This window comes from Gilliamella sp. Choc5-1, from assembly GCF_001690595.1.
Taxonomy (GTDB): Bacteria; Pseudomonadota; Gammaproteobacteria; order Enterobacterales; family Orbaceae; genus Gilliamella; species Gilliamella apicola_M.
The window spans coordinates 1-24,820 of the sequence record NZ_LZHH01000118.1; the positions used below are offsets into that span (position 1 = coordinate 1).

Annotated in this window: 22 protein-coding genes; 4 read left to right on the forward strand and 18 right to left on the reverse strand. The window is 31.5% G+C overall.

Features of this window, described 5'->3' with window-relative positions:
* Nucleotides 1-741 precede the first annotated feature (741 nt).
* The 4 genes from A9G35_RS10800 to A9G35_RS10815 all read right to left on the reverse strand — a co-directional run bounded on the left by A9G35_RS10800 (nt 742) and on the right by A9G35_RS10815 (nt 5,776).
* The gene (locus A9G35_RS10800; protein WP_065636868.1) at nt 742-1,092 is read right to left on the reverse strand and encodes a RidA family protein; all 351 of its coding nucleotides are present in this window, start codon (nt 1,090-1,092) and stop codon (nt 742-744) included.
* A 25-nt stretch (nt 1,093-1,117) separates the two neighbouring features.
* Entirely contained in the window at nt 1,118-3,121 is a 2,004-nt protein-coding gene (uvrB, locus tag A9G35_RS10805) for an excinuclease ABC subunit UvrB (protein ID WP_065636869.1), read from the reverse strand.
* Between the two features lie 391 nt (nt 3,122-3,512).
* A complete protein-coding gene (gene modF, locus A9G35_RS10810) occupies nt 3,513-4,976 on the reverse strand; it encodes a molybdate ABC transporter ATP-binding protein ModF (protein ID WP_065636870.1) in 1,464 nt (487 codons plus the stop codon).
* A gap of 23 nt (nt 4,977-4,999) precedes the next feature.
* Nucleotides 5,000-5,776, reverse strand: a complete 777-nt coding sequence (locus tag A9G35_RS10815; protein ID WP_065636871.1) for a TOBE domain-containing protein — start codon at nt 5,774-5,776, stop codon at nt 5,000-5,002.
* A gap of 278 nt (nt 5,777-6,054) precedes the next feature.
* Between A9G35_RS10815 and modA the strand changes: the two genes are divergently transcribed.
* From modA to modC, 3 genes are all read left to right on the forward strand, one after another.
* A complete protein-coding gene (modA, locus tag A9G35_RS10820) occupies nt 6,055-6,822 on the forward strand; it encodes a molybdate ABC transporter substrate-binding protein (protein WP_065636872.1) in 768 nt (255 codons plus the stop codon).
* A gap of 64 nt (nt 6,823-6,886) precedes the next feature.
* Nucleotides 6,887-7,579 carry a molybdate ABC transporter permease subunit gene (gene modB / locus A9G35_RS10825; protein WP_065636873.1) on the forward strand — a complete coding sequence of 231 codons (693 nt, stop codon included), beginning with the start codon at nt 6,887-6,889 and terminating at the stop codon, nt 7,577-7,579.
* Between the two features lie 3 nt (nt 7,580-7,582).
* The gene (modC, locus tag A9G35_RS10830) at nt 7,583-8,263 is read left to right on the forward strand and encodes a molybdenum ABC transporter ATP-binding protein (protein WP_065636874.1); all 681 of its coding nucleotides are present in this window, start codon (nt 7,583-7,585) and stop codon (nt 8,261-8,263) included.
* On the opposite strand, the gene A9G35_RS10835 is transcribed toward modC, so the two are convergent.
* The 5 genes from A9G35_RS10835 to A9G35_RS14210 all read right to left on the reverse strand — a co-directional run bounded on the left by A9G35_RS10835 (nt 8,242) and on the right by A9G35_RS14210 (nt 11,433).
* Nucleotides 8,242-8,994, reverse strand: coding sequence for a UDP-2,3-diacylglucosamine diphosphatase (locus A9G35_RS10835; RefSeq protein WP_218057267.1), 753 nt, complete (start codon nt 8,992-8,994; stop codon nt 8,242-8,244). The genes modC and A9G35_RS10835 overlap by 22 nt on opposite strands.
* Nucleotides 8,987-9,478: a peptidylprolyl isomerase B gene (gene ppiB, locus A9G35_RS10840; protein ID WP_065636876.1), complete on the reverse strand. Its 492-nt coding sequence runs from the start codon at nt 9,476-9,478 to the stop codon at nt 8,987-8,989. Before ppiB ends, A9G35_RS10835 begins: the two co-directional genes overlap by 8 nt.
* A 92-nt stretch (nt 9,479-9,570) precedes the next feature.
* The gene (gene folD, locus A9G35_RS10845; RefSeq protein ID WP_065636952.1) at nt 9,571-10,422 is read right to left on the reverse strand and encodes a bifunctional methylenetetrahydrofolate dehydrogenase/methenyltetrahydrofolate cyclohydrolase FolD; all 852 of its coding nucleotides are present in this window, start codon (nt 10,420-10,422) and stop codon (nt 9,571-9,573) included.
* A 69-nt stretch (nt 10,423-10,491) separates the two neighbouring features.
* A complete protein-coding gene (locus tag A9G35_RS10850) occupies nt 10,492-11,187 on the reverse strand; it encodes a DUF2884 family protein (RefSeq protein WP_081300204.1) in 696 nt (231 codons plus the stop codon).
* Between the two features lie 48 nt (nt 11,188-11,235).
* Entirely contained in the window at nt 11,236-11,433 is a 198-nt protein-coding gene (locus A9G35_RS14210) for an integrase core domain-containing protein (protein WP_141673862.1), read from the reverse strand.
* A gap of 792 nt (nt 11,434-12,225) precedes the next feature.
* On the opposite strand from A9G35_RS14210, the gene A9G35_RS10860 reads away from it, so the two are divergent.
* Complete coding sequence (locus A9G35_RS10860; protein ID WP_034912061.1) at nt 12,226-12,492, forward strand: GrxA family glutaredoxin; 267 nt, start codon at nt 12,226-12,228, stop codon at nt 12,490-12,492.
* Between the two features lie 60 nt (nt 12,493-12,552).
* Here A9G35_RS10860 and tsaB read toward each other — a convergent pair whose 3' ends face one another.
* The 9 genes from tsaB to msbA (A9G35_RS10905) all read right to left on the reverse strand — a co-directional run bounded on the left by tsaB (nt 12,553) and on the right by msbA (A9G35_RS10905) (nt 24,519).
* Nucleotides 12,553-13,233: a tRNA (adenosine(37)-N6)-threonylcarbamoyltransferase complex dimerization subunit type 1 TsaB gene (tsaB, locus tag A9G35_RS10865; RefSeq protein WP_065636879.1), complete on the reverse strand. Its 681-nt coding sequence runs from the start codon at nt 13,231-13,233 to the stop codon at nt 12,553-12,555.
* A gap of 31 nt (nt 13,234-13,264) precedes the next feature.
* Complete coding sequence (locus A9G35_RS10870; protein WP_065636880.1) at nt 13,265-15,169, reverse strand: ATP-dependent DNA helicase; 1,905 nt, start codon at nt 15,167-15,169, stop codon at nt 13,265-13,267.
* A gap of 367 nt (nt 15,170-15,536) precedes the next feature.
* Nucleotides 15,537-16,730 (reverse strand): glycosyltransferase family 9 protein, encoded by a 1,194-nt coding sequence (locus tag A9G35_RS10875; RefSeq protein ID WP_065636881.1) that lies wholly within the window; start codon nt 16,728-16,730, stop codon nt 15,537-15,539.
* 21 nt (nt 16,731-16,751) lie between these two features.
* Entirely contained in the window at nt 16,752-17,705 is a 954-nt protein-coding gene (locus tag A9G35_RS10880) for a glycosyltransferase family 8 protein (RefSeq protein ID WP_065636882.1), read from the reverse strand.
* A 52-nt stretch (nt 17,706-17,757) separates the two neighbouring features.
* Entirely contained in the window at nt 17,758-18,747 is a 990-nt protein-coding gene (locus A9G35_RS10885) for a glycosyltransferase family 2 protein (protein WP_065636883.1), read from the reverse strand.
* 88 nt (nt 18,748-18,835) lie between these two features.
* Nucleotides 18,836-19,816 (reverse strand): glycosyltransferase family 8 protein, encoded by a 981-nt coding sequence (locus A9G35_RS10890; RefSeq protein WP_065636884.1) that lies wholly within the window; start codon nt 19,814-19,816, stop codon nt 18,836-18,838.
* Between the two features lie 24 nt (nt 19,817-19,840).
* A complete protein-coding gene (locus tag A9G35_RS10895; RefSeq protein ID WP_065636885.1) occupies nt 19,841-20,917 on the reverse strand; it encodes a glycosyltransferase family 10 domain-containing protein in 1,077 nt (358 codons plus the stop codon).
* 81 nt (nt 20,918-20,998) lie between these two features.
* Nucleotides 20,999-22,738, reverse strand: a complete 1,740-nt coding sequence (msbA, locus tag A9G35_RS10900) for a lipid A ABC transporter ATP-binding protein/permease MsbA (protein ID WP_065636953.1) — start codon at nt 22,736-22,738, stop codon at nt 20,999-21,001.
* A 44-nt stretch (nt 22,739-22,782) separates the two neighbouring features.
* Nucleotides 22,783-24,519: a lipid A export permease/ATP-binding protein MsbA gene (msbA, locus tag A9G35_RS10905; RefSeq protein ID WP_065636886.1), complete on the reverse strand. Its 1,737-nt coding sequence runs from the start codon at nt 24,517-24,519 to the stop codon at nt 22,783-22,785.
* Nucleotides 24,520-24,820: the final 301 nt, after the last annotated feature.

The following is a 24,820-nucleotide window of genomic DNA, read 5'->3' on the forward strand; positions in this document are numbered from 1 at the left end:
ATTTAATTAGAACAAAAGGGAATACCTTTGGTTTGTTGTTATGATTTAAATGGTTAATATTATTGCTTTTAGTTATTAAATATAGCTATCGAATGTAGTTATCTAATATAGTTATCTAATATCGCTTAGCTACCAAATATCGTTATTTGATTGATAATCTAAATAAGTTAAACAGCACCAATCATAGCGCATTTTAGGGCAAAATTTAACTCATTTTTAACGATAGTGTTGTTTAATATTAATAATTCAAGTTAGTTTAGTCGCGTTGTTTTGGCGGTGAAATGGTGGTTAGAAAAGCAATAATAATAACGTTACCTTTGTTTATTTATGCATGATTTTTTAGGATTTTTTACATAAACGTAGTGCACTCCTGAAAGTTTTTGACAAAAATGGCACTGTCTTTATTTTTTTAGTTAAAATATTTGTTTAGATAAGCTGTGTAATAACCGGCATATCAAGAAATATTTACCAAACCACCTGCCACAAACGAATAGGAAAGCCAAAATAGTGATGCGTACATTAATAGAAAGTTGCATAATCAGCAAATAGTTAGTGACGCAAAAAATGACAACTAAAGCCTAAGCAGTTTATTAGCTTTTATAATACCGTTAAACCGCATAAAGCGATTTCAGGGAAAACGCCTTATGGTTTAGCTCAAAAATAGGTAAATACACCGATTTGTTTACAAGATCTTAAATTGATATAGTCGAATAGCAAATAGTATTGGCAGTAATCGCAACATTAATTTTTTACTGCTGCCACAATTTTAATTTCGATTAAATATTCCTTTTTCATTAATCCCGCTTGCACAGTGCAGCGTACAGGAGCGCTTCCTTTAACTACCCATTCGTCCCATGCTTTATTCATTGCGGCAAAGTCATTTTTATTAACTAAAAATAGTGTTACATCCAATATATGTGCTTTATCGCTGTTAGCTCTAGCTAATATTTTATCAATTTCGGCTAAAGCGCTTTTAGTTTGAATATAAGCATCATTTTCAAGATTAGCAGGAACACTTGTGTAATAAATAACGTTATTATAAATTACGGCTTCAGACCAGCGTTCTTCTGGATCAATTCGTGTTATTGTCATCATATTTTCCTTGTTAGATGGTTAATTAAGACACTTTAATAAAATCAGCACGCAATTTTTTTATTTCATCGCGTAGTATACCAGCTTTTTCAAATTCAAGATTCTGAGCTGCTGCATACATCATTGCTTCAAGTTCTTTTACTTTTGCCTGAACCTCTTTAACCGAAACATACTGATAAGGTTTGCCTGGTTCAAATGCTTGTACTTTGGCTGTTGATTTTTTGGTACTTAAACCTGCCTCTAATACGTCTTTAATTTCTTTACGTACTGATTTTGGTGTAATACCATGTGCAGTATTAAAATCTTCCTGTTTTTGACGACGGCGAGCTGTTTCATCAATCGTTTTTTGCATAGCCGGCGTAATTTTGTCGGCATATAATATCGCTTTACCATGCACATTTCGAGCTGCACGGCCGACGGTTTGAATAAGTGCACTTTCTGAACGCAAAAAACCTTCACGATCAGCATCTAATATAGCAACTAACGACACTTCAGGTATATCAAGGCCTTCTCGCAATAAGTTAATCCCTACTAGTACATCAACTTTACCTAAACGTAAATCTCGAATAATTTCCATTCGTTCAACCGTATTAATATCTGAATGCAAATATTTGATATTGACATTATGTTCAGACAAATAATCTGTTAAGTTTTCTGCCATACGTTTAGTTAATGTAGTTACTAAAACACGCTCATCATTATTAATGCGAATTTTGATTTCAGATAACAAATCATCAACCTGAGTTGCAACGGGTCGTACTTCAATAATGGGATCTAATAGCCCTGTTGGCCTAACCACTTGATCTATAATTTCACCACCTGATTTTTCAATTTCGTATTTGGCTGGTGTTGCTGACACATAAATAGTTTGTGGCATAATGTTTTCAAATTCAGCAAATTTTAACGGTCGATTGTCTAGTGCTGATGGTAAACGAAAGCCATATTCAACAAGATTAAGTTTGCGTGAACGATCACCGTTATACATTGCGCCAAGTTGCGGGATTGCCACATGCGACTCGTCAATAAATAATAATCCATCAGCCGGTAAATAATCAAATAAGGTCGCTGGCGGATCGCCTGGATTTCGCTGCGCTAAAAAGCGTGAATAGTTTTCAATTCCTGAGCAGTAACCTAGCTCTGTCATCATTTCGATATCAAATAGTGTTCGTTGAGTTAAGCGCTGTTCTTCTAACAAACGATTGTTGTCTAACAATACTTTTTGACGCTCTTTAAGTTCCTGCTTTATTTGGGCAATAGCGTTTTCCATTATATTTCTTGGAGTGACGTAGTGTGTTTTTGGATAAATAGTTATCCGTGATACTTCATTTATGCTATTACCGGTGAGCGGATCAAACATAACGATTCGGTCCACTTCATCATCAAATAACTCTACACGCACTGCAATCTCATCTGAATCAGCTGGGAAGATATCAATCACATCACCTCTAACGCGAAATGTGCCACGACTAAAACCTATTTCATTACGAGTGTATTGCAATTCAGCTAATCGAGTTAAGATTGAACGCTGATCGGTTATGGTGCCTTTCGTTAAGTGTAATATCATCGACATATAGGTTTCTGGCGCACCTAAACCATAAATTGCCGATACCGAAGCTACGATCACAACATCACGTCGTTCTAATAGCGATTTAGTGGCAGAAAGGCGCATCTGCTCTATATGTTCATTGATTGATGCATCTTTTTCAATAAATGTATCGGTTGAAGGGACATAAGATTCGGGTTGATAGTAATCGTAATAAGATACGAAGTATTCAACCGCATTTTCAGGGAAAAAGGCTTTCATTTCACCATATAACTGAGCGGCCAATGTTTTGTTGGGCGCTAAAATAATTGTTGGGCGATTATGCGTAGCAATAACATTGGCCATGGTAAAGGTTTTACCAGATCCTGTTACACCCAATAATGTTTGGTGTGCAATCCCGTCTTGAAGATTTTGATTAATTTTTCTTATTGCTTCAGGCTGATCACCTGCAGGTTTGAATTCGGAACACAATTTAAATTTTTTCATTACATCGCAACCTAATATTTTACCTATTAATAAAAATTATCCCCAAAAGGACTTGACCTTTTAAAATTTACTATTTTTTGTTCAAATTGTTTTTTTATTTATAAAAAAAACAATTTATCTATGGCTTGATTTACAATAACATATTGATAATAAACAAAAATTCATTTAACGGCTAACTTGCAATCAAATCAAGAAAAAGCCTGATAGTTACTGAGGTTAGCGTTTTTTTCAATAAACTATTAACAGAGTTATCCACAGGCAACGGGGATAACTTCATAAGTATAGCCTTTATAGGCTTTTTTCTATTATCAAGACAATTTTTGCCCAAAAAAAACTTTTATTTTGGATGGTTTTTCCTATTTTTAAACTTCTTTTAATAGGTTTAATTAATTTATTTGTTTAGCTGTTCAAATTGGTATTGATAGCTTTCATCAAAGCCACGAACGAAAGTTAATCGATGAGTGATGCATTTTGGTGCATCTTCTGCATGATGAGACACAAAGAGTAACTGAGTATGTCCTTCACTAATTAAACGATCTATCCAGCGTTTGACTAATTCTCGATTAAGATGATCGAGCCCTTGCAATGGTTCATCTAAAATAAGCAATGTTGGATGTTTAACCAAAGCCCTAGCTATCAATACTAAACGTTGTTGTCCCCAAGAAAGTGATTGAAAAGTTTTATCTGCTTGTGCTTGTAAACCTAACAACTTTAACCATTCATCAGCCAATTTAGTTTGTTTATCGCTGGTGGCTTGATATACACCAATCGAATCAAAATAACCAGACAATAACACGGTTTTAACGCTCGCATTAACGCGATAATCTAAATGTAAACTACTACTAACATAACCAATATGGCGTTTAATATCCCAAATTGTTTCACCTGATCCTCGTTTACGACCGAATAAAATAAGATCATTGCAATACCCTTGCGGATGATCACCTGTTATTAAACTTAATAACGTCGATTTACCTGCACCATTAGGCCCAACAATTTGCCAATTTTGCTTGGCTTTGACTTGCCAAGTTAATCTATTAATAATGGGTTTATCATCGTAATGAACATAACCATTATTTAATATGATACGATCTAATTCATCAGTTAATTGAATTGGTGGTTCGTCGGCTTCAGGTAATGGTGTATTGGGTATATTTTCCAAATTGACCAATTGCTTGACTGTTACATCATTCAATATTGTGTCTTTTGTATCAATTTTCAATAGTTGGCAATCCGCTAATATACCAATATTTTTGATAAAGCAAGGAATTTCATTAAAACGATTTAAAACAAGAATAACTGTGATATCTTGCTTAGCAAGATCAGCAAGAACTTCGGCTAAATTTTCACGCGATGCAACATCTAAGCCATCAAAGGGTTCATCTAATATTAGCAAATCGGGTTGTTGCATCAAAACTCGGCAGATTAATGTTTTGCGTGTTTCGCCTGTTGAAAGGTATTTAAATCGCCTAGTTAATAAATGGCCGATACCAAATTGGTTTGCTAATTGTTGACAAAATGCTTGGTTAAAATTATTTTCTTGAATGATTTGCTCAGTGGTTAATCCTATATCATTTTCGCTTTCACTTAGCATATCAGTATTATTCCGCTTCCACTCATCATCAATCAGTTTCTGTAACTGCTCAAATGAAATATAAGCGGTTGATTTAAATTGATTGTCTACCCTACCTGACAATAGTGTGAGCTCGCCAGATAATGCTTTAACTAACATAGATTTACCACTACCATTGCGACCAATGCACGCTAAATTGCCACCTCGATAGACTTCTAGTTTTTCAATACTAAAAACCTTATAATCACTGATTTTATAAACCGCATTTTCTATTTGTAACATGAATACCTCGTCTTAATAAAATACTAAACTAAAGTAGCGATAATAATATTTTGCGGATCAATGGAAAGTGTAATTTGCTTACCTTCGGTTAATGTGTATTGTTCAATTTCACGCGTTTCTCTGCTGGCATAAATCATAATTCCAGAAGGTAATGAAAAGGTAATGTCACTCCAATCACCATCAGTTGTTATATTTTCAACTTTCATCAATAAACGATTTTCATAGGTATCATTTAATTCAATCAATGGCGCTTTAATTAATAAAATAACCGTTTTATCTGGGCTTAATTTTAATCGTTGCACACTTGGTTGAGTAATATAGACCTTTAATTGCGTTTGATTATCATCTAGTTGAACCGTTACAAAGCCTGCAACACCATTGGTTTCTATTTGTTTTACACTACCATATAATTGATTACGAGCACTAGTTTGCAATGATAATTTAGCTGTTGCTTTTAATATATCGTCTAATGGTACTTTATCATCCCTAAGAATATTAAAAGCATGTTGCTGTAACTGAGTTAATAACTCATAAAGTTGTATAAATCTAATGGCGTAATGACTTAACTTAGTCCCTCCTCCTTTTTTACCGCCAATTTCAGTAATTAAAAAAGGTTTCGGTGCTAGTTGGTTAATTTCATTAGTAGCATCCCATGCCGTTTTATAGCTAATACCCACTTGCTTAGCAGCCTGAGTTAATGAGCCTGTTTGCTCAATTGCTTTTAACAATGCAATGCGCCTTGGATCAGTAAATAACTGCTGATGTATATTTAACGTTAATAAAATTTCAGGAGAAAACATAATTTAACACCACAAATAACTGCTAGCCAATTAGAACAAACACAATTAATCATTGTAGACGCTTTTTAGTATTCTTCAAAACTTGTTAAAAATCTTATTGATCATTTTATCTCATCTGTTTAATTGTACTTTGTGAATAAATTTTGCTAACATCGATATGTATTATATTATATAACGGTAATTAAGCGATCGGCTGAAAAATAAAAATATACGTTTAAAAACAAATAAATATCATTGACGACTTAAATTAATAACGACTTTTGTTTGTGAGGGAAAAAATGAAAAAAATTATTGGAATTATCATCTCTATCGTCATAATGGCGATGACATATTCAACATCAGCAGTTGAAAAAGTGGCAGTTGAAAAAATCACAGTATTTGCCGCCGCATCATTAACAAATGCGATGCAAGATATCGCAACAAGTTATAAAACGGAACATAAAAATGCCGATATTGTGTTTTCATTTGCGTCCTCATCAGTATTAGCTAAACAAATTGAACAAGGTGCTCCCGCAGATATTTTTATGTCAGCCGATCAAAAATGGATGACTTACTTAATTGAACATAATTTTGTTAAAAACAAACAAGATTTATTGAAAAATGCATTGGTTCTTATTGCGCCAAAAAAGTCACAAGTAGATAGCGTCTTAATTAATCGCAATACCAATTGGCAAGCAATTTTACCTAAAGGTGAAAAAATTGCTATTGGCGATCCTGATCATGTTCCTGTTGGACTTTATGCAAAAGAATCACTCACCAACTTGGGCGTATTTGCCAAATTATCACCTCAATTTGCCGCTGCTAGTAATGTGCGTGATGCCTTGATGTTAGTAGAACGTAACGAAGCAGCACTTGGTATTGTCTACAGTACCGATGCCAAAGTAAGTGATAAAGTCAAAATTGTTGGAACGTTTCCTGCAAATACATTCAAATCGATTGAATACCCAATCACGTTATTAAACGTAAAAGCGAACGGTTTTTATCAATATTTAAATTCACCACAAGCAAAAGCTATTTTTGAAAAATATGGTTTTATAATTAAGTAGTTTACGCGGGTGAAATAATACAATACAACTATGTTATTAAAACGGCTATGTTATTAAAACAATTATGTTATTAAACGAATTTGAATGGCAAACCTTGCTACTTAGTTTAAAAATCGCCTTTGCTGCAATTGGTTTTAGTTTACCCATTGGTATTTTAACGGCTTGGGTATTAGCACGCTGTCAATTTTGGGGAAAATCACTATTTGATAGTATTGTGCATCTTCCTCTTGTTTTACCGCCAGTAGTTTTGGGCTATTTATTATTAATCACCATGGGAAAACATGGTGTAATTGGTGGGTGGTTAAATAACCACTTTAATATTAGTTTCAGTTTTAATTGGCAAGGTGCTGCTTTAGCTTCGGCTGTGGTTGCCTTTCCACTTATGGTACGCTCAATTCGTTTAGCTATTGAGTCAATTGATATACGCCTTGAAAATGTGGCTAAAACCCTTGGTGCTTGTCGATGGCGAGTATTTATGACAATCACGTTACCCTTAGCCTTTCCGGGTATTTTAATGGGAATGGTGCTAGGTTTTGCTCGTTGTTTAGGGGAATTTGGCGCCACAATTACGTTTGTATCAAATATTCAAGGCGAAACCCGTACTTTGCCGCTTGCCATGTACACAATGTTACAAATTCCCGATGGCGAACAAGGTGCATTACGGCTTTGTATTATTTCGATTATGCTGTCGCTAATTGCACTATTTTTATCTGAATTATTAAATCGTTGGCATAAAAATAAACTGGTTGGACAATAAATTATGTTAAAGATAGAGGTCAGCAAACAGCTTGCTTCGTTTTTGTTCCAATTCAATCATAATATTGATTGCCAAGGTATTACCGCTATTTTAGGTGTTTCGGGATCGGGTAAATCAACACTAATCAACCTTATTAATGGATTAATTAAACCAGACCAAGGTTATATTGAACTAAATAACATAACACTAGTTGATTGTGATAAGCGCCTTTTTGTTGCGCCTGAAAACCGCAAAATTGGTACCGTTTTTCAAGATGCATTACTCTTTCCCCATTATACAGTGATTAAAAATTTGACTTACGGTGCTAAAAAGGTTGAAACCTCAAGATTTGACGAAATCGTAAATGTGCTTAATATTCGCCCATTATTAAATCGTTATCCAGCTATGCTATCAGGTGGTGAAAAACATCGCGTAGCAATTGGTCGAGCACTATTAACAGATCCTTTACTACTATTGATGGACGAACCGCTTTCTGCGCTTGATATGCCAAGAAAGAAAGAACTATTAACCTATATTAATAAATTAGCTAACGAATTAAATATACCTATTATTTATGTTACGCATAATATTAATGAAGTTAAACAAATCGCCAATAATGTTGTCATTTTAGAGCAAGGAAAGCTTATTGAATTTGGTAAAACCGACCAAGTTTTGCAAAGTGATTATTTAAAAGAGTGGTTGTAAAGCTCAAAAATAGCGCTGTTTTGTGCTTGTTTAACATATGTCACCCCATCATGCCATGCGCCAAGAACTAAGCGAGTTACTGGGCGGCCATTTATTTGGAAGTGGTAAGTTGCTGGTTTGTGTGTATGGCCATGAATCATAATATCGGCATTATGCGCCATCAACATATCAACTACCGCTTGTTGATTTACATCCATAATAGATTCAGATTTAATTTGATTATGCTGACTACTTTTTTTCCTTAACTTAGTGGCAATTTTAAGACGAATAAACAACGGTAAAAATAAAAATAGTTTTTGTAACCATTTATTATGCATCACTTTTCGGAATTTTTGATATTGAAGATCATCAGTGCACAGTAAATCGCCATGTAAAAAAACAATATTTGTTTCTTGATTAGGTAAACAATTAACCTCTGGCAATAAGGTCATATCACACTGTTGAGCATACTTTTTACTTAATAAAAAATCACGGTTACCATGAACAAAATATTTTTTAATATTACGTTTTGATAAAGATTGTAGCGCTTGTGCAACTTGGTAATGTAAGCCTGTTTTTATATCATCACCAACCCAATAATCAAATAGATCGCCTAAAATATAAAGCTCACAATTATCAGGTAATGTATTTAGAAAAGACAAAAAGCCTGTGGTTATATCGCTATAACCAGAAGCAGGCTCATTATCCGCTAGATGAATATCTGCGATAAAATAACGAACAGGATTATTCAACCGTGACACTCGTAATAATAACATCTTCAACAGGAACATCAGAATGCATACCACTGCGCCCTGTTTTAACAGCTTTTATCTTATCAACCACATCAAGCCCATCAATAACTTGTGCAAAAACACAATAGCCATAACCATTAATGTCCGCAGAGCGAAAGTTGAGATAATCATTATCAACCACGTTGATAAAAAATTGCGCAGTTGCCGAATGAGGATCTGATGTACGTGCCATGGCTAAAGTACCGCGATCATTCTTTAAACCGTTATCAGCTTCATTTTTAATAGGCGATTTGGTTTTTTTCTGCTTCATACCGGGTTCAAAACCACCGCCTTGAATCATAAAATTATTAATAACACGATGAAAGATCGTATTGTTATAAAAACCGTCTTTGCAATATTCAATAAAATTTTTAACTGTTTCTGGCGCTTTGTCATCAAAAGTTTCGATTTTAATATCACCTAAATTAGTGTGAAATATAATCATAAAAAGTTCCTTACTCTCTTCTTTAATTTACAACGTAAATGGATGAATTCCAAACGATAAGACTATATTTATTTTAACTACATTAATTTTAGTTACTTGCTAAACTTTTCACAGGCTTCAAGCGTGTTACTCATCAACATAGCAACTGTCATAGGACCAACGCCACCAGGAACTGGAGTTATCCAACCCGCTCGATTAACTGCAACATCAAACTCGACATCACCAACAAGTTTACCGTCAGGTAAGCGGTTAATACCAACATCAATAACAATTGCTCCGGGTTTAATCCATTCCCCTTTAACATAGTTAGCAATACCGACTCCTGCAACAACAATATCAGCATTACTCACATGTTTGGCCAAATCAATGGTGCGACTATGAGTAATAGTGGTTGTGCAACCTAATAATAATAGCTCTAACGCCATAGGGCGACCAACAATACTAGATGCTCCAACCACTGTAGCATTTAAACCTGATAGATTAACACCTGTTGACTCAAGCATTTTAACTACACCATATGGTGTACATGGTCGCAATATAGGGTCACGTTGTAATAAGTGCCCAATATTGTAAGGATGAAAACCATCAACATCTTTACTTGGATCAATACGTTCAAGAACCTTGGTTTTGTCAATATTATCAGGCAAAGGAAGTTGCACTAAAATACCATGCACATCAGGACGTTGATTGAGTTCATCAATTAATGCTAACAACTCATCGGTAGTAGCCGTTGGGAAATCATAAGCAAAAGAAACAAAACCAACATCGTCGCACGCTTTTTGCTTATTTTTGACATAGATTTTTGATGCAGGGTCTGAACCTACTTGTATAACAGCAAGTCCTGGAACAGATAAGCCACTTTCAATACGCTTGTTGACTTTGCTGGCAATTTCATTACGAATTTGTTGCGATAATGCCTTACCATCAATTATTTGTGCACTCATAAGCATAAGCTTCCGTTTAGCTATCATAGTAAAGGCATCATTTTCGCAAAAGTTTTTATTAATGTCTATTTAGTTATTAATTGATTGATTAAGTTGAGTCAATATTTGTTTATATTGAACATCAATATCTGTAATAACTGAACAGACATGAGCTTCAAAAGCTTTTAATTTAGATTTTTGAGCCTTCCATTCATTTTTAGCAATTTGTTTGACTGCTCCTAAATTTTTAAAAAATTCAAAATGCAAAATACTTCCGCCCACAACATTATAAAGAATGTGTTGACCAATATCTTCTCCCTCTTTTTTAATATTATTAAAATGCTGGTAAGAGAATTGCGTATTACCATTTTCAGTAATAATCGATGCATGTAACAACTTGACTAAACGTTTATATAATTTATTTAATTCACTTTTTAGTTCACTATCATTGCTAATATGATTTTTTATTGCCTGCTCAAAAGTCATTTTAACTTCTAACAATAAATTTAACGACTGTTGCTCTAACAGTGGTAATTGTTGGCGTAAATCTTGCTGAAAATAAACCAGTTTTTTTTGTAATGACGGATTGGGTAAGATAGATCTGTTATTTAAAACCACATTACCATTTGGCATGATAGTTAAATCATCTTTTTTATTAAAAATATGCACGCTTTCTTTATTGATAGTAATATCATAGCTAGGTTTAACCCCACACTCTTTTTTTGCAGCAAATGCAGTGATAGGTAGTAATAAAGTAATCAATAATAATCTTTTTAACACATTCATATCCAACTATTTATTTAATTAATGATATGTAGGAAAACACCGAGTTGTTTACACTTCATGGTTAAAATAATACTCTAAAAACTCATAAGGCGTTTTTCCAAAAATCGCTTTATGTGGTTTAACGGTATTATAAAAATTAATAAAGCGTTTAAGTTTTTGTTTTCTATCTTTTGAATCGCTAAATATATGCTGATTATGCCACATCTCCATTAAAGTTCGTATCACTCTTTCGGCTTTCCCATTCATTTGTGGGCAGGTAATTTTTACTTGATATACCGGTTATCACACAGTTTATTTAAATAAATCAATACAGTAGTGTTTTTGTTAAAAAGTTTCAGGAGTGTACTACGTTTATGTATAAAAACAATAAAAATCAAATATATATAAGCAGGTAAATATTCTTTGGTTTGTTGCTTGGTTTGATTTTTAAGTAACGGCAAACTTTAGGTATCCGCCTGTCGCATTTCGCTTAGATAAGTTTTGTTATCGCCTTTAGCTTGTCGCCTTAATTTATTTTCAATGGACTTTTCAAGTTTAAACAGATATTAATACTCAGCTAATCGTTTTATAACGTTTATTCTTACTGCTTAAAGGGAAAAACTCCAATCGGGTTTTGTTTAGAATGTTTTAAATAGTCGGACAACCATAAAGCGTTTAGCCAAATTGGTGACAGTTATTTTTCTTTTTGATATCAGAGCTCTATCACTTGTCTGTGATAAGGCGTTAGTTTTGTTTTTTATGAAAATATCAATAAAATCAATATTTTTATGAAATTTTTATACCAATAAATTCTCTTTTATTGTGGTAAAAAAGGATCGATAAGTTGCCTTTTATGGTGTGTGATGTTTTGAATGGTCAATCTAAATTGTGAAAAAATAAGCAACCAATTGCAAGTTTTTATATATAAAGACTGATTAGCTTTTAAAGTGTATCATCAATAGATATAATCTATTTAATTAACTATATTTAACAACTTTTTTTTAATTAAAAGTAACGTATAGTAATGACATATTAAAAACAACTTATTCGAGGTGACAAATGTATACTGTAATTTTTGGACGTCAAGGTTGTCCTTATTGTGTTCGTGCTAAAGAGTTAGCCGAAAAACTATCTCAAGAGCGTGATGATTTTTCTTATCGTTATGTGGATATAAATGCTGAAGGTATTACTAAAGAAGATCTTTCTAAAAGCGTTGGCAAACCTGTTGAAACAGTGCCTCAAATCTTTATTGATGAAAAACCAATCGGCGGTTGTACAGATTTTGAAGCTTATGCAAAAGAACATTTAGGTTTATTTAAAGAATAATGTAAACGAGTGTATTAAGTTCAAGCCACTATTTGGTGGCTTTTTAATGTTTACTTATTATTAACGACCTGGTAACTTTTTCCAAGTCACTTCGTTACGTAAATAAGTTGGCTCAACATATTCAACATTCACAATTTCATTCTTTTGCCATTTATTTTTAGCAAGAACAATAAGATCTTGGGCATGGGGTAATAAGATGTCGCTTTGCTTTACTCCATTAATCATATCAGGATAAGTTTGCCAACCCGTACCAGCACAATAATCATTTTGACTAATATGCTTTACCGTTTCTATTACTTTTTCAGGCCCAATAACACACTCAGCAATAACCGTTTGCCATTGTTCGTTAACATAATGGTATTGACCTAAATAGACTTCATTCATTCTAGCATCAATTGCGGCAATAACATTTGTTGCTTGTGTTGTTCGGTAAACACCTTGTGCCAAAGTCATTAATGTTGATACACCTATCATGGGTTTATCAATACCTAATGCTAAACCTTGAGCCACGCCAATACCAATTCTAACCCCAGTAAAACTACCTGGACCTTGTCCAAAAGCAATTGCATCCACTTGCGTAAGTGAACAGTCTGATTGTTTAAGAAGTCTGTCTACCATCGGTAATATTTGTTTCGTATGATCACGAGTCGATACAATAAAATCGTGAGTGATTTCGTTACAGTAGAGTAAAGCTGCCGAACAAGCTTCTGTCGAGGTATCAATGGCTAAAATAGTACTCATGTTTTTTCCAAAATATTTTATCTATTGTCATTTAGCTTTTCGTTGTTAAAAAGTTTATAACTTTTTTTATATCCCGTGTTCTTGGTGAAGGCGGTAAGCTATTAATAAATGTTGCACCATAAGGTCGCATTACTAAACGATTATCGCAAATAATAACTGCACCACGATCATTGTGATGACGAATTAATCGCCCTACACCTTGTTTTAAGGTGATAACAGCTTCCGGCAATTGTATATCATTAAATGCATCCCCGCCCTGCATTTGACAATCTTCCATACGAGCTTTAATTAACGGATCATCAGGCGAGGTAAACGGCAATTTATCTATAATAACACATGAGAGTGTATCTCCTCTAACATCAATCCCTTCCCAAAAGCTGCTGGTAGCAATAAGTAACGCATTGCCAGTATGAATAAACTGTTCAAGCAATTTAACTTTACTGGTTTCGCCTTGTACGAGTACCGGTAATTGGGTTAATTCTCGAAACTGTTTAGCCAGTGCATTCATCATTGCGTATGAGGTACACAAAAAGAAACAACGTCCATTATTAGCTTCAATAACGGGCAATAAAATATTGGCTAATTTTTCAGCGTTACCTTGTTCGTTTGGTGATGGAATATAACGTGGAACACACAAAATCGTCTGATTAATATAATCAAATGGGCTTTCTAATATTAGCGAATCTGCATTAGTTAGCCCTAAACGTTTAGTAAAATAATCTAATTGATTATCAACCGATAACGTTGCAGACGTAAAAATCCAACTGCCTTTACGTTCAGTAAGTAATTCTGTAAATTTATCAGCCACAGACAGCGGTGTCAAAGCAAAGATAAAGGAGTTGTAGCTACTTTCATACCAGTAACTAAAACCTGTTATATTGGTTTGCTGTAATCGCTTTAAAAGCATAGTATATTGCTTAATGCGTTCAAGACAGTTATCTAACGTTGTCGAACGTCCAACGGCTAATAACAAAACTTCTTGACAAAAATCTAATGCATCGACAAGATAAGAAATCTCTTTTTTAACCGCTTCTTGGTTAAATAAAAACCGCAAGTTACCTTTTGGTGGCTGTTGACTAATAACAATTCGCAAGTCTTGCGTGCATTTTTGTAGTTTGTCCACACATTGCTGTAGCTGAGGCATATCTTTGACTTCGGTACGATAAGCTAAATTAATTTCTTTTGCTAGATCAAAAAGTTGACGGCTAGTTAGCTGTTCTCCAAAATAGTGGCAAGCAAGATCGGGTAATTGATGAGCCTCATCAAAGATCATAACATCTGCTTTAGGAATAAGTTCACCAAAACCGGTATCTTTTACTACAACATCAGCTAAAAACAAATGATGGTTAACCACAACAATATCTGCATTTAAAGCTCGTTTGCGCGCTTTGACAACATAACAATCACTATAGTGTTCACAATCACTTCCTAAACAATTATCATTTGTGCTTGTTAATATTGGCCAAATAGAATTATCTTCTGTGACAGTTGTGCATTTGCTAATATCCCCGTCTTTGGTTCTAATTGACCAATTTTTAACACGCGCTAAATCAGCGCGTAACTCCTTATCAAGGTCACCTGCTGCTGCATATTGATGATACATTCTTTCTAAACAAAGATAATTAGCTCGACCTTTAAGTAGGGCTATTTTGCCTGTATAATTTAATGCTTTTTTTATTATTGGTAAGTCTTTGCTGAATAACTGTTCCTGTAAATTTTTAGAGCCAGTTGAAAGTATTACTTTTTTATCACTACGCAGTGCGGGTACTAAATAAGCAAAAGTTTTGCCAGTCCCTGTTCCTGCTTCAACCACAAGAGCATGCTGTTTTTTTATTGATTCAGAGACTTTACTTGCCATATTGCGTTGTGGCTCTCTTGCCACAAATCCATCTATAACCTTAGCAAGTAAACCATCCTCTGCAAAATCATCAATCACTTAAATATACCCAATAAAAAGCTAAGTTCAACACACCAATAAAATTAAAAAAATATATTCTAAGAAAAATAAAACGTTATGAAAATATAATGACTCATTTCAAAAATGAGATGAATTTATTATTGCTGAATTGAATAATTAAAAAAACTTAATATACTATATCAATTAATATTTTCAAAATATAGGTATCTACAAAGCATAGTATATTAACTACTTGAAACTGCCAGATATAGCATAAAAATTAAAATTTTAGTTTTTATTTATTACCAATTTTATTAACAGTTAATTAAAAATAAATTATTGCATCATCCTCTTTTACAATTATGATCATCACAATATTACTATTTTGTATATTAATTAAGTGAATTTATCCTAAATAAGGTGATATACATCTGCTAAATTCATCATTGTCTACTTTTGCTAAAAAAGTTTTATAAAATACAATTTGTTTCGCATTCGGATTATTAGGAGACCAAATTTGATCATAACAATATGGTATTTCTACTAATAGATTATTTTTTTTCAAATAGGAACTATCTACCAAATTATTACACGTTTGTCGGTAATAGTCTTTCCATTTTTTACGCATTATTAAATTAAAATCGTCTGTTTTTTCAAATAGATTTGATTCTGAATAAATGGTTAAACATGGTTTATTGAATGCTGCTGTAATATGCACTATAGAAGTATCAACAGTAATAACATATTCAGCTTTTTTGATTAAAGCAATGACATCTAAAATGGTGTTTGATTTAAATATTAATCCTAAGTCAAGTTTAACATTTTTAAGTTTATTGGGTTCACCAATAAAAATAATTTTATGATCTGGTTTGTTTTTTTTCATCAGTGAAACAATATGCTCCATTTGCCATTGAGACAATTCACGCTTTCTTGCTCCGCCAAAAGGGTTAATAATAACAAATTTATCTATATTATTTTCTAATATAAAATCATCAACATTTTTTTTATTATTATCTAAAGTATAAAGATCATAGCTTCCATCATAATTTTTAATGTTCATATACTCATATATTTTATTTAACTGATTAGTAATATGAGCATTATTATTATAATAAGGAATTGAAATATTATATGATTTTACATTACTTTTATTAAATCCCATCAAATGAGTTGAGTTAGTAAATGCACAAAATATAATTTTACGCATTTCAAATGAATAAAATGGTCTTGTATCAATTACTAAATCAAAATGATGCTTTCTAATTTTTTGTATAGTTTTAAATAAATCCTTTAATGAATAATCGTTATAACTAAATGTAGCTCTAACATTAGGATTATTTTTAAGAATATCTAAACTTGATTGTTGCGAAGAAACATAAACATCATAACCAGCTTGAGCAAGATTTTTTATTAAAGCGGTAGTTACAACCATATCGCCAATTTTATCATTACGAGCTATTAAAATAGTTTTTATTTTTGACGGTTCAAATATTGTTTTTCTTTTAGGAAAGAAACACATTAGAATTTTATTTAAAAAGTTAAAAAAATATAGTTTTATTTTTTTTCGAATAAACTTTAATTGCCAAGAAAAATGACTCATAACTAGATTTCCTATGATATTTTATTTCTTTTTTCTGTATTTTAATAATAAGTATTGAATGAAAAATTTTATTCCTTTATAAAAGTCACCTTTTCTAAAGAATGATTTCGCATATATACGATAGTCATTAACTCTCATTCTAGGTAGATAACTTTCTAAAGGTTTATTAGCCCATGGTGTAAAATGCTTGTAAAATACATATAAATTTTGTGCCATTCCTTTATGTTCTTGATACCAAGGTTTTCTAGCACCAGTAAAGTGGATAAAAAATGGTAGAATATCTTCATTATCAAAGATTTTATTCTTTTCTGTTTCAGTCATCCATGTAAATAAATAATTCCATCTACAATCAACATACTTAACTTTATTTTGAAGAATAAGATTTAAAGCATCTTGATCAGGATAAACAAGTCTATATTGTTGCGGATTTAACAAAACTGAATTAACTTTATTTTCTATGTCAGAATCACACCAATTTTTTGTATTAATATAGAGAAAACCCGAATTAAAATAATTATCTGAACTTAACTCCAAACGAGTAATATTTTTTTCAATATTTTTTGAAATTAGAGAGTCAGAAACAACAGCACAAACCACTGAATCAATATCAATCTGATTAATTGAAGATATATCACGAAAACATAATATATCAGCATCCAAATATATAAATTTATCAACTTCATTCTTTAGTAATCGAGGCACAAGAAGTCGAATATACATTGATCGATTGATATGCTGTAATTGGTGTTCAGTCTGGTATTTATCTAATTCATTGTTTTCAATAAAATAACTTTTAATAGAAACATTCAATTGTTGTAATGTGTGAACAGCCTCTTTTGGAACATCATAAAGAAATACATGAAATTGAAGATGGTTACCTAAATTATTTAATTGAATTGATTTTATTGCTATAGCTACATATTCGAGATAATTACCATCAGTACAAAAGGCTACATTTATCACTTCATTTTTCATATAAATTGTCCTTGTTATAGCATTAACAATAAATTACTGTTTATATCTTGAGTTATTTTCCAGTTTCACGCCTAATATATCGATAGTACAAACTACCCCAAAACCAAATGGCTAGACAATTACTTTTTATTATATTCATTTTTTTGATATCACTTTTTGGTAAGTACTTTTTATTTACCAATTTCATATCACTAGTAAATTTTAGATCTTTATTTAAATAATAATAAATTTTTTTATAGTTAAATTGTTTTAAATATTCAATAAGAAGCCTTACTTTTAATTTAACTACTATAGATTGAACTCGCTGGTGAATCTCTTCTTTGTCGTTTTTATTGTAATTATGCTTCAAATAATACTCAATCCGTTCCCAAGTTACTATATTCTGTAAATATAATTCAATAGTAGCAATTGAATTTGTTACCGATTTTTCTCTATATAAATAGTTGAATAAATGATCTTTAACTACAGCAACTTCGCATTGGCTTATAGCTTTAATAGTAAAAAAGATATCCTCACAAATTTTAAGGTCAGTATCAAAAGTAATATTTTTATCGAGTAAAAAAGAACGTTTAATTAGCATGCCTGAAATATGAAAACTTTTTCTGATAAAACTATTAAGTATATTTCCTTCTTCAAAAGGTAGATATTCTTTAATACTTTTATTCTTTTTTACTCGATAAAAACCACAATAAACAATGTTAAAATTGGTTTGTTGTTGGCGAATTAACATTTTCTCAAAAAAAGAAGATTCATAAGTATCATCACTATCTAAAAAACAGATAAACTCACCTGATGCATATTTAAGAGCATTATTTCTGGCAACAGACACACCACTGTTATTTTGATGATAAACAATAGTTTTAGCATTTTTTTGTTGGTATTCATCTATAAATATACCTGTGCCATCAGTTGACCCATCATCTATAATGATTATTTGATAATTTTGATAGGTTTGAGCTTCTATTGATTTTAATGTTTTTTCAATAACATCTCTTGTATTGTATGCTGGTATAATTACGGATATAAGAGGAGTATTATTCATATATGCCTTTAGTAACTTTTTAATTATAAATATATTGATTATCTAAAACTACTTATTAGGATAAATATAAAAAATGATCATTGTTTGATTATTTTTTAAATAATTTATGTTTTAAATATAACAAGTAGTAAAGAAAAGCACAGATATATTTTCTTTGAGTGATTAAAAATTTAGCATAACGTCTGGTTGTAGATGGGGAAAGATTATTTGCTAAGGCTAGCTTGGCTTGATACCAAGGTGAGCCATCAATGAATTTTTGATAAGTTGATGTCAAATAGAGTTTAAACCAAGGTTTACTGCCTGAAGTATAATGTATAAAAACTGCACCGGTTTCAGCTTTTTGTTGATCTTCATAGCCACCAACACTTAATAAAGTAAGACAATTATATTTTGTGGGTAAGTAATAAATATTATTACTTAATAAAATATTTAGCACATCCTGATCGGGAAATTTATAAGCAATCCCTTCATTTAATAACTTAAGTGCTTTTTCTGTGATATTAGCCTCATTCCACTTTTTCAAGTTGTATAACAAAACTCCAGAATTAAAATAACTACCATACTCAATTTGAAATTTCTTACATTGGGAATTTTGTGTATTTTCAACATCAGGTACTGCAGCAATAATTTTATCGCCTATATTTACACTAAATAGTTCATCCAATGATGCCAAACATAAAGTATCACTATCAACATAAAGTAATTTAGTTACTTCTTTAGGAATAACTAATGGAGCAATAATTCGCAAACAAGCAGAAATAGGAAAATATTTTGTATTGTTAGCGTGAATCTTAAATTTATCATTCAGATAGTATTGCGTTATTGAAACATGATTTGATGAAAGCTGTTCTATTTTACATTTATTATCATTTGATACGTTTTGCATAAATAAATGAAAATGTAATTTTTTATTTGGATTATTGCTAATAATAGAATACATATTAACGCCAGCTGGTAAAGCATAATTATCATCAAAGCATAGTAAAATATGCCATTGTGTATCAGTATCATTACTTTCATTACCAATAATAGTTTTTTTATCTTCTATGAACTTAGTTACATCTATCATTTATAATAACCACTTTTTAAGTATTTAAAAATAATCTTTTATATATGTTTTGTACATATAGTCTTCATTATTACTAAATTTTTGAACAGTCATGAAATTTTTCATAATTGCGTTTTTTCTGGATATATAATCAGCTTCTGAACATTGTTTAATAATATTTTCGATGTTATCAATTTCGCTTTCTTTAACTCTAATGATACCATCTTCATCGAAAAATTGATTTATTTTACTAGCACCTATATAAATAGGCACAGTTTGTGTGGCAAAACAATTTGTCAACTTTTCAGTAAAACAATACCCTGATATTTCATTTTCAAACACAATAGAATAACGGTAATCTTTCAATGTTTCATAAGGATTAACAAACTCTCCGCCATCAAAAGTTCCAAAAGTATCTACCTTAGGATGCTTTTTTAATTTAATTGCTGTCAAAATTCTTTTTAGATGCAATTCACATAATTTTTTATCTGACGATAACATTGAGATATCTTTATTTTTTTTATAAAACAAATTTTGTTGAAATATCTCATCTAAGTTTGGTAGCATTACAAAATCGCCAGAAAAAAGCTTTATATCGGCACAAAAAGGAACAAATCTTGCATTAGGTATTTCATTTAGAAGTTGTTCATCATAAGTAAAAATCAAATCAAAATCTTTTTCTAATCCATTATATTTTTGAAATATCTCATAACTATCAGGCTTTATACCTTTAGTTTCAACCAAAGCACCGAAACGACCTGTTGGAGATCCCATTGTCTCCAACATACGTCCATGAGTATAAAGATGCAATGGAAGTTCAAAATTATATTTATCCCAATATATCAGATTACTTGTTTGTGAAGATGCATTCGGTTTGTAATTATCCCTTAAAAAAATAACTCTTAATCTTTCTCCTTTTTTATTATAAATTTCAGGCTCAACAGGGCATAATCGAACATTATGCTTATAAATAGGAATATAAATATCTTGATATACTTTAGCTTTCTTTTTAGACAAAATATACGGTGGAGTACTACCATACTTTTTGGTTAGAAAATATTTCTTTTTTTTATCTTTCACAAATAAACAAGCACAATCTGTAACAATTCTTTTAATACTCATTTAATATCCTATACTCCTAAATTACCTATATCCTATTGAGTTTAATAATGATCAATAAATTATTTCTTATAACATTACAGCTTATAAATGATTTGCTTGATATAATTTATTATAAAAACCATCTCTTAGAATTAATTCACGATGTGTTCCCTGTTCTATAATCTCTCCGGCATCAATAACTAGTATTTCATCAGCATTCTCAATGGTTGATAATCGATGTGCAATAACAATTGAAGTACGCCCTTTTTGTAGTTCAGAAAGCGCTTGTTGTATTGCATATTCCGACTCAGTATCTAAGGCTGATGTAGCTTCATCTAAAATCAATATAGGATTATCACGTAATAGTGCTCGAGCAATTGCTATTCTTTGCCTTTGCCCACCTGATAATAGTATCCCACTTTCTCCCACTTTAGTATTAAATCCATGTTCACTTTGCATTATAAAATCATATGCGTAGGCTTTTTTTGCAGCTTCTTCTATTTGTTGTTGCGTATATTCACCAATTCTTCCATAGGCGATATTATTAGCTATTGTATCGTTAAAAAGATGAATGTTTTGTGATACTAAACCTATTTGATCACGTAAACAATGTAATGTGAAATCATGAATGTTATGCCCATCAATTAAAATTTGTCCTTTAGATATATCATAGAAGCGAGTAAGTAAACTTGCTATTGTCGTTTTTCCTGAACCTGAGCGACCAACTAAAGCAATTGTTTTTCCTGCTGGAACAGAAAAACTAATGTCTTTAAGAGCTGGTTCTTTTCTAGTTTCATAACTAAAGGTAACGTGATCAAATACAATATTTCCTTTTACACGATCAACACTAATAGTTCCATTATCTTTTTCTAAAGGTTGTTCAAAGATTGCAAATAAAGTTTGACAAGCAGCCATTCCTTTTTGAAAATTTGCATTAACACTTGTTAAATTTTTAATAGGTTGCATTAATGCTACTAACGATGAAAAAACGACAGTAAATTCTCCAGCTGTAATATTTAAATCAGGATCACTTGCGGTTAATAACACAAAAGCAATAGCAAATGAGATCACCAATTGTATTATTGGCGTTGATAGTGCAGAGATAGAAACTAAACGCATTCCATCACGGCGAAATTTATTGCTAACTTTTTCAAAATTTTTTGATTCTTCATTCTGTGCACCAAAAACAATAATTTCTCTATATCCCTTTAGCATTTGCTCAACTGCCATGGTGACATTTCCCATAGAATTTTGCATGTTTTTTGCCAATTTTCTAAATTTTACTGAAATAAAAGAAATTAACCCAATTACAATAGGAGTGACAACAAGTAAAGATAGTGATAATTGCCAACTATTATAAAACATCGTATAAAATAGCCCACATATAAAAGCTGATTCACGAATTATTGTAATTAAAGCATCCGATGAAGACGCTGCGACCTGATCTGTATCATATGTTATTCGCGACAATAACCTTCCTGTTGAGGATTGATCGTAAAAACTTACAGGTGCATCAACAAAATGTGCGAAAAGCCTTTGTCGAATTCGCATGACAATTTTACCAGAGATCAATGCTAATAATACAGAATAACCATAATTAGCAATACCACGAATAAACACTAAACCAAAAATATAGATAGGTGCCATATATAAAAACTCTCGGTCATTCATTGAAAAACCAAGATCGAGTAAAGGGCGCAAAAGGCCTATTAATGAAGTATCGGCAAATGCACTAATTATTAACAAAATTATTGATATAAATAATACTAATTTATGTTGAGCAATATAGGGCCATAACTTAGTAAAAGTACGCCAAGTTGAAGAGTCCTTATCAATATTGATATTTTCTTTATGATTATTTTGATTCATATTCATTATTTAATATATTATGATTTGAATTGCATTTTATGCATTAAGGCATAAATACCATTTTGTTCAATAAGGCTATGATGATTACCATCTTCTACAATTTCACCATTATCAATGACTAAAATTCGATCCGCTTTTTCAATGGTTGATAATCTATGAGCAATAACAATTGAAGTTCTATTTTTTTGTAAAACTTCAATGGCTTCTTGTACTAACCTTTCAGATTCATTATCTAGTGCTGAGGTAGCTTCATCCAAAATTAAAATTGGATTATTACGTAACAAAACTCTCGCAATAGCAATGCGTTGCCGCTGTCCTCCTGATAATAAAACACCATTATCTCCTATTTCTGTATCAATTCCATTTTCTAGCTTATTTATAAACTCCATAGCATTAGCTAGTTCAGCAACCTTAATTATTTCTTCTTGGCTATGTAATCCTTTTTCACCATAAACAATGTTATCTGCAATGGTACCATTAAATAAGTGTACCCTTTGAGAAACATACCCAATCTGGTTTCTTAATGATTTTAAAGTATAATCTTTAATATTAATACCATCTAAAAGTATTTCTCCTTTTTCTAAATCATAAAATCTTGGAATTAAACTTGCAATGGTTGACTTACCTGCACCTGATCGCCCAACTAAAGCAATCATTTGGCCTGCCTCAATTTTAAAATTAATATTATTAAGAACAGAAGTACTGGTTGTAGGGTATTGATAGATCACATCTCTAAATTCAATATTTCCTGTTATATGATTTGCATCAATTGTGCCTTTATCTTCTTCAAGTGGAGCTTCTAACAGCCCAAATAATGATTCACACGCTACAGCACCTTTTTGTAATTCAACATGTAGGCTTGTTAACTCTCGTAAAGGACGCATTATAGCTATCATTGCTGAAAAAACGACAGTAAAAGATCCTGGAGTAATATCTAAACTTTGGCTTGCAACAAGATATAATATTAAAGCTAAACCTAAAGTTGCAATCATTTGAATGATCGGTGTTGATAATCTTGAAACCATTTCAATCTTCAACATATCTCGCCGAAAAATATTAGTAATTTTATTAAAATTATTTTTTTCATATTCTTTAGCATTAAAAATTAAAACATCTTTATGGCCTTTTAACATTTCATCAGCCGAAGTTGTTATTTCACCCATACCTTTTTGCATTGACATTAATGTTTTTCTAAATTTTTTTGCAATAAATTGAGCAACACTAATTATTAATGGTATAAGAAAAATTAGCACTAATGCCAATTTCCAACTACCATAAAACATAACAAAACATAAACCAATCGCATAGGTTATTTCACGAACAAGAATAATTAAAGCATCAGATGAGGCTTTAGAAAGCATTTGAGTATTATAAGTAATAATGGAAACAAGATCACCCACAGAATGTTTATCATGAAAACTTACAGGACTTTTTAGCAAATGATTAAATATCATTTGTCTAAATTTAGTTATAACTTTACCAGATAACCATGAAAGACTGTATGTAGAAGCATAATTTGACAATCCACGTAATGCAATCAAACCAATAATTGCTATAGCAATGTAAACTAACAAAATGTAGTTTTTATTCATTAAACCATTATCTAGCAACGGTTTGGTTAGAGATATTAAGGTCGAATCTGTAGCTGCATTTAACAAAAGCCCTAGTATAGCAACAAATAAAGCTTTTTTATATTGTTTGACAAATGGCCATAGTTGTATAAGCGCAGTCAAAGAATTATATTTTTTGGGCATAATAATTTTTACAAAATAACAAATTTTATAGATTATACTATAAAAAAAGCCGTATTGATTAAATTATTGAACTATTATCTTTTTTTTACATAATGAAATTGCAAATTTCCCATTATTAGAGCACAACTCATGGCAATAAAAAAATGACTAGTTCGTAAGGTCTCTGCTCTCATTTTATGCACTTTGATGGCACTACAGATGTTTATGATTTCTCCTTGATACTGCGATTTTAAACTCAATTCAGTAAATAACTACTTAAGCATAAGACTTACCTACTATAGTGCTTATTTTTATCATAGAT

Bases quoted from the DNA above. Each gene is read 5' to 3' on its own strand.
- A9G35_RS10800 (WP_065636868.1), bottom strand. From the start codon at position 1,092: ATGACAATAACACGAATTGATCCAGAAGAACGCTGGTCTGAAGCCGTA.
- uvrB (WP_065636869.1), bottom strand. From the start codon at position 3,121: ATGAAAAAATTTAAATTGTGTTCCGAATTCAAACCTGCAGGTGATCAG.
- modF (WP_065636870.1), bottom strand. From the start codon at position 4,976: ATGTTACAAATAGAAAATGCGGTTTATAAAATCAGTGATTATAAGGTT.
- A9G35_RS10815 (WP_065636871.1), bottom strand. From the start codon at position 5,776: ATGTTTTCTCCTGAAATTTTATTAACGTTAAATATACATCAGCAGTTA.
- modA (WP_065636872.1), top strand. From the start codon at position 6,055: ATGAAAAAAATTATTGGAATTATCATCTCTATCGTCATAATGGCGATG.
- modB (WP_065636873.1), top strand. From the start codon at position 6,887: ATGTTATTAAACGAATTTGAATGGCAAACCTTGCTACTTAGTTTAAAA.
- modC (WP_065636874.1), top strand. From the start codon at position 7,583: ATGTTAAAGATAGAGGTCAGCAAACAGCTTGCTTCGTTTTTGTTCCAA.
- ppiB (WP_065636876.1), bottom strand. From the start codon at position 9,478: ATGATTATATTTCACACTAATTTAGGTGATATTAAAATCGAAACTTTT.
- folD (WP_065636952.1), bottom strand. From the start codon at position 10,422: ATGAGTGCACAAATAATTGATGGTAAGGCATTATCGCAACAAATTCGT.
- A9G35_RS10850 (WP_081300204.1), bottom strand. From the start codon at position 11,187: ATGAATGTGTTAAAAAGATTATTATTGATTACTTTATTACTACCTATC.
- A9G35_RS14210 (WP_141673862.1), bottom strand. From the start codon at position 11,433: ATGAATGGGAAAGCCGAAAGAGTGATACGAACTTTAATGGAGATGTGG.
- A9G35_RS10860 (WP_034912061.1), top strand. From the start codon at position 12,226: ATGTATACTGTAATTTTTGGACGTCAAGGTTGTCCTTATTGTGTTCGT.
- tsaB (WP_065636879.1), bottom strand. From the start codon at position 13,233: ATGAGTACTATTTTAGCCATTGATACCTCGACAGAAGCTTGTTCGGCA.
- A9G35_RS10875 (WP_065636881.1), bottom strand. From the start codon at position 16,730: ATGAGTCATTTTTCTTGGCAATTAAAGTTTATTCGAAAAAAAATAAAA.
- A9G35_RS10880 (WP_065636882.1), bottom strand. From the start codon at position 17,705: ATGAAAAATGAAGTGATAAATGTAGCCTTTTGTACTGATGGTAATTAT.
- A9G35_RS10885 (WP_065636883.1), bottom strand. From the start codon at position 18,747: ATGAATAATACTCCTCTTATATCCGTAATTATACCAGCATACAATACA.
- A9G35_RS10890 (WP_065636884.1), bottom strand. From the start codon at position 19,816: ATGATAGATGTAACTAAGTTCATAGAAGATAAAAAAACTATTATTGGT.
- A9G35_RS10895 (WP_065636885.1), bottom strand. From the start codon at position 20,917: ATGAGTATTAAAAGAATTGTTACAGATTGTGCTTGTTTATTTGTGAAA.
- msbA (WP_065636886.1), bottom strand. From the start codon at position 24,519: ATGCCCAAAAAATATAATTCTTTGACTGCGCTTATACAACTATGGCCA.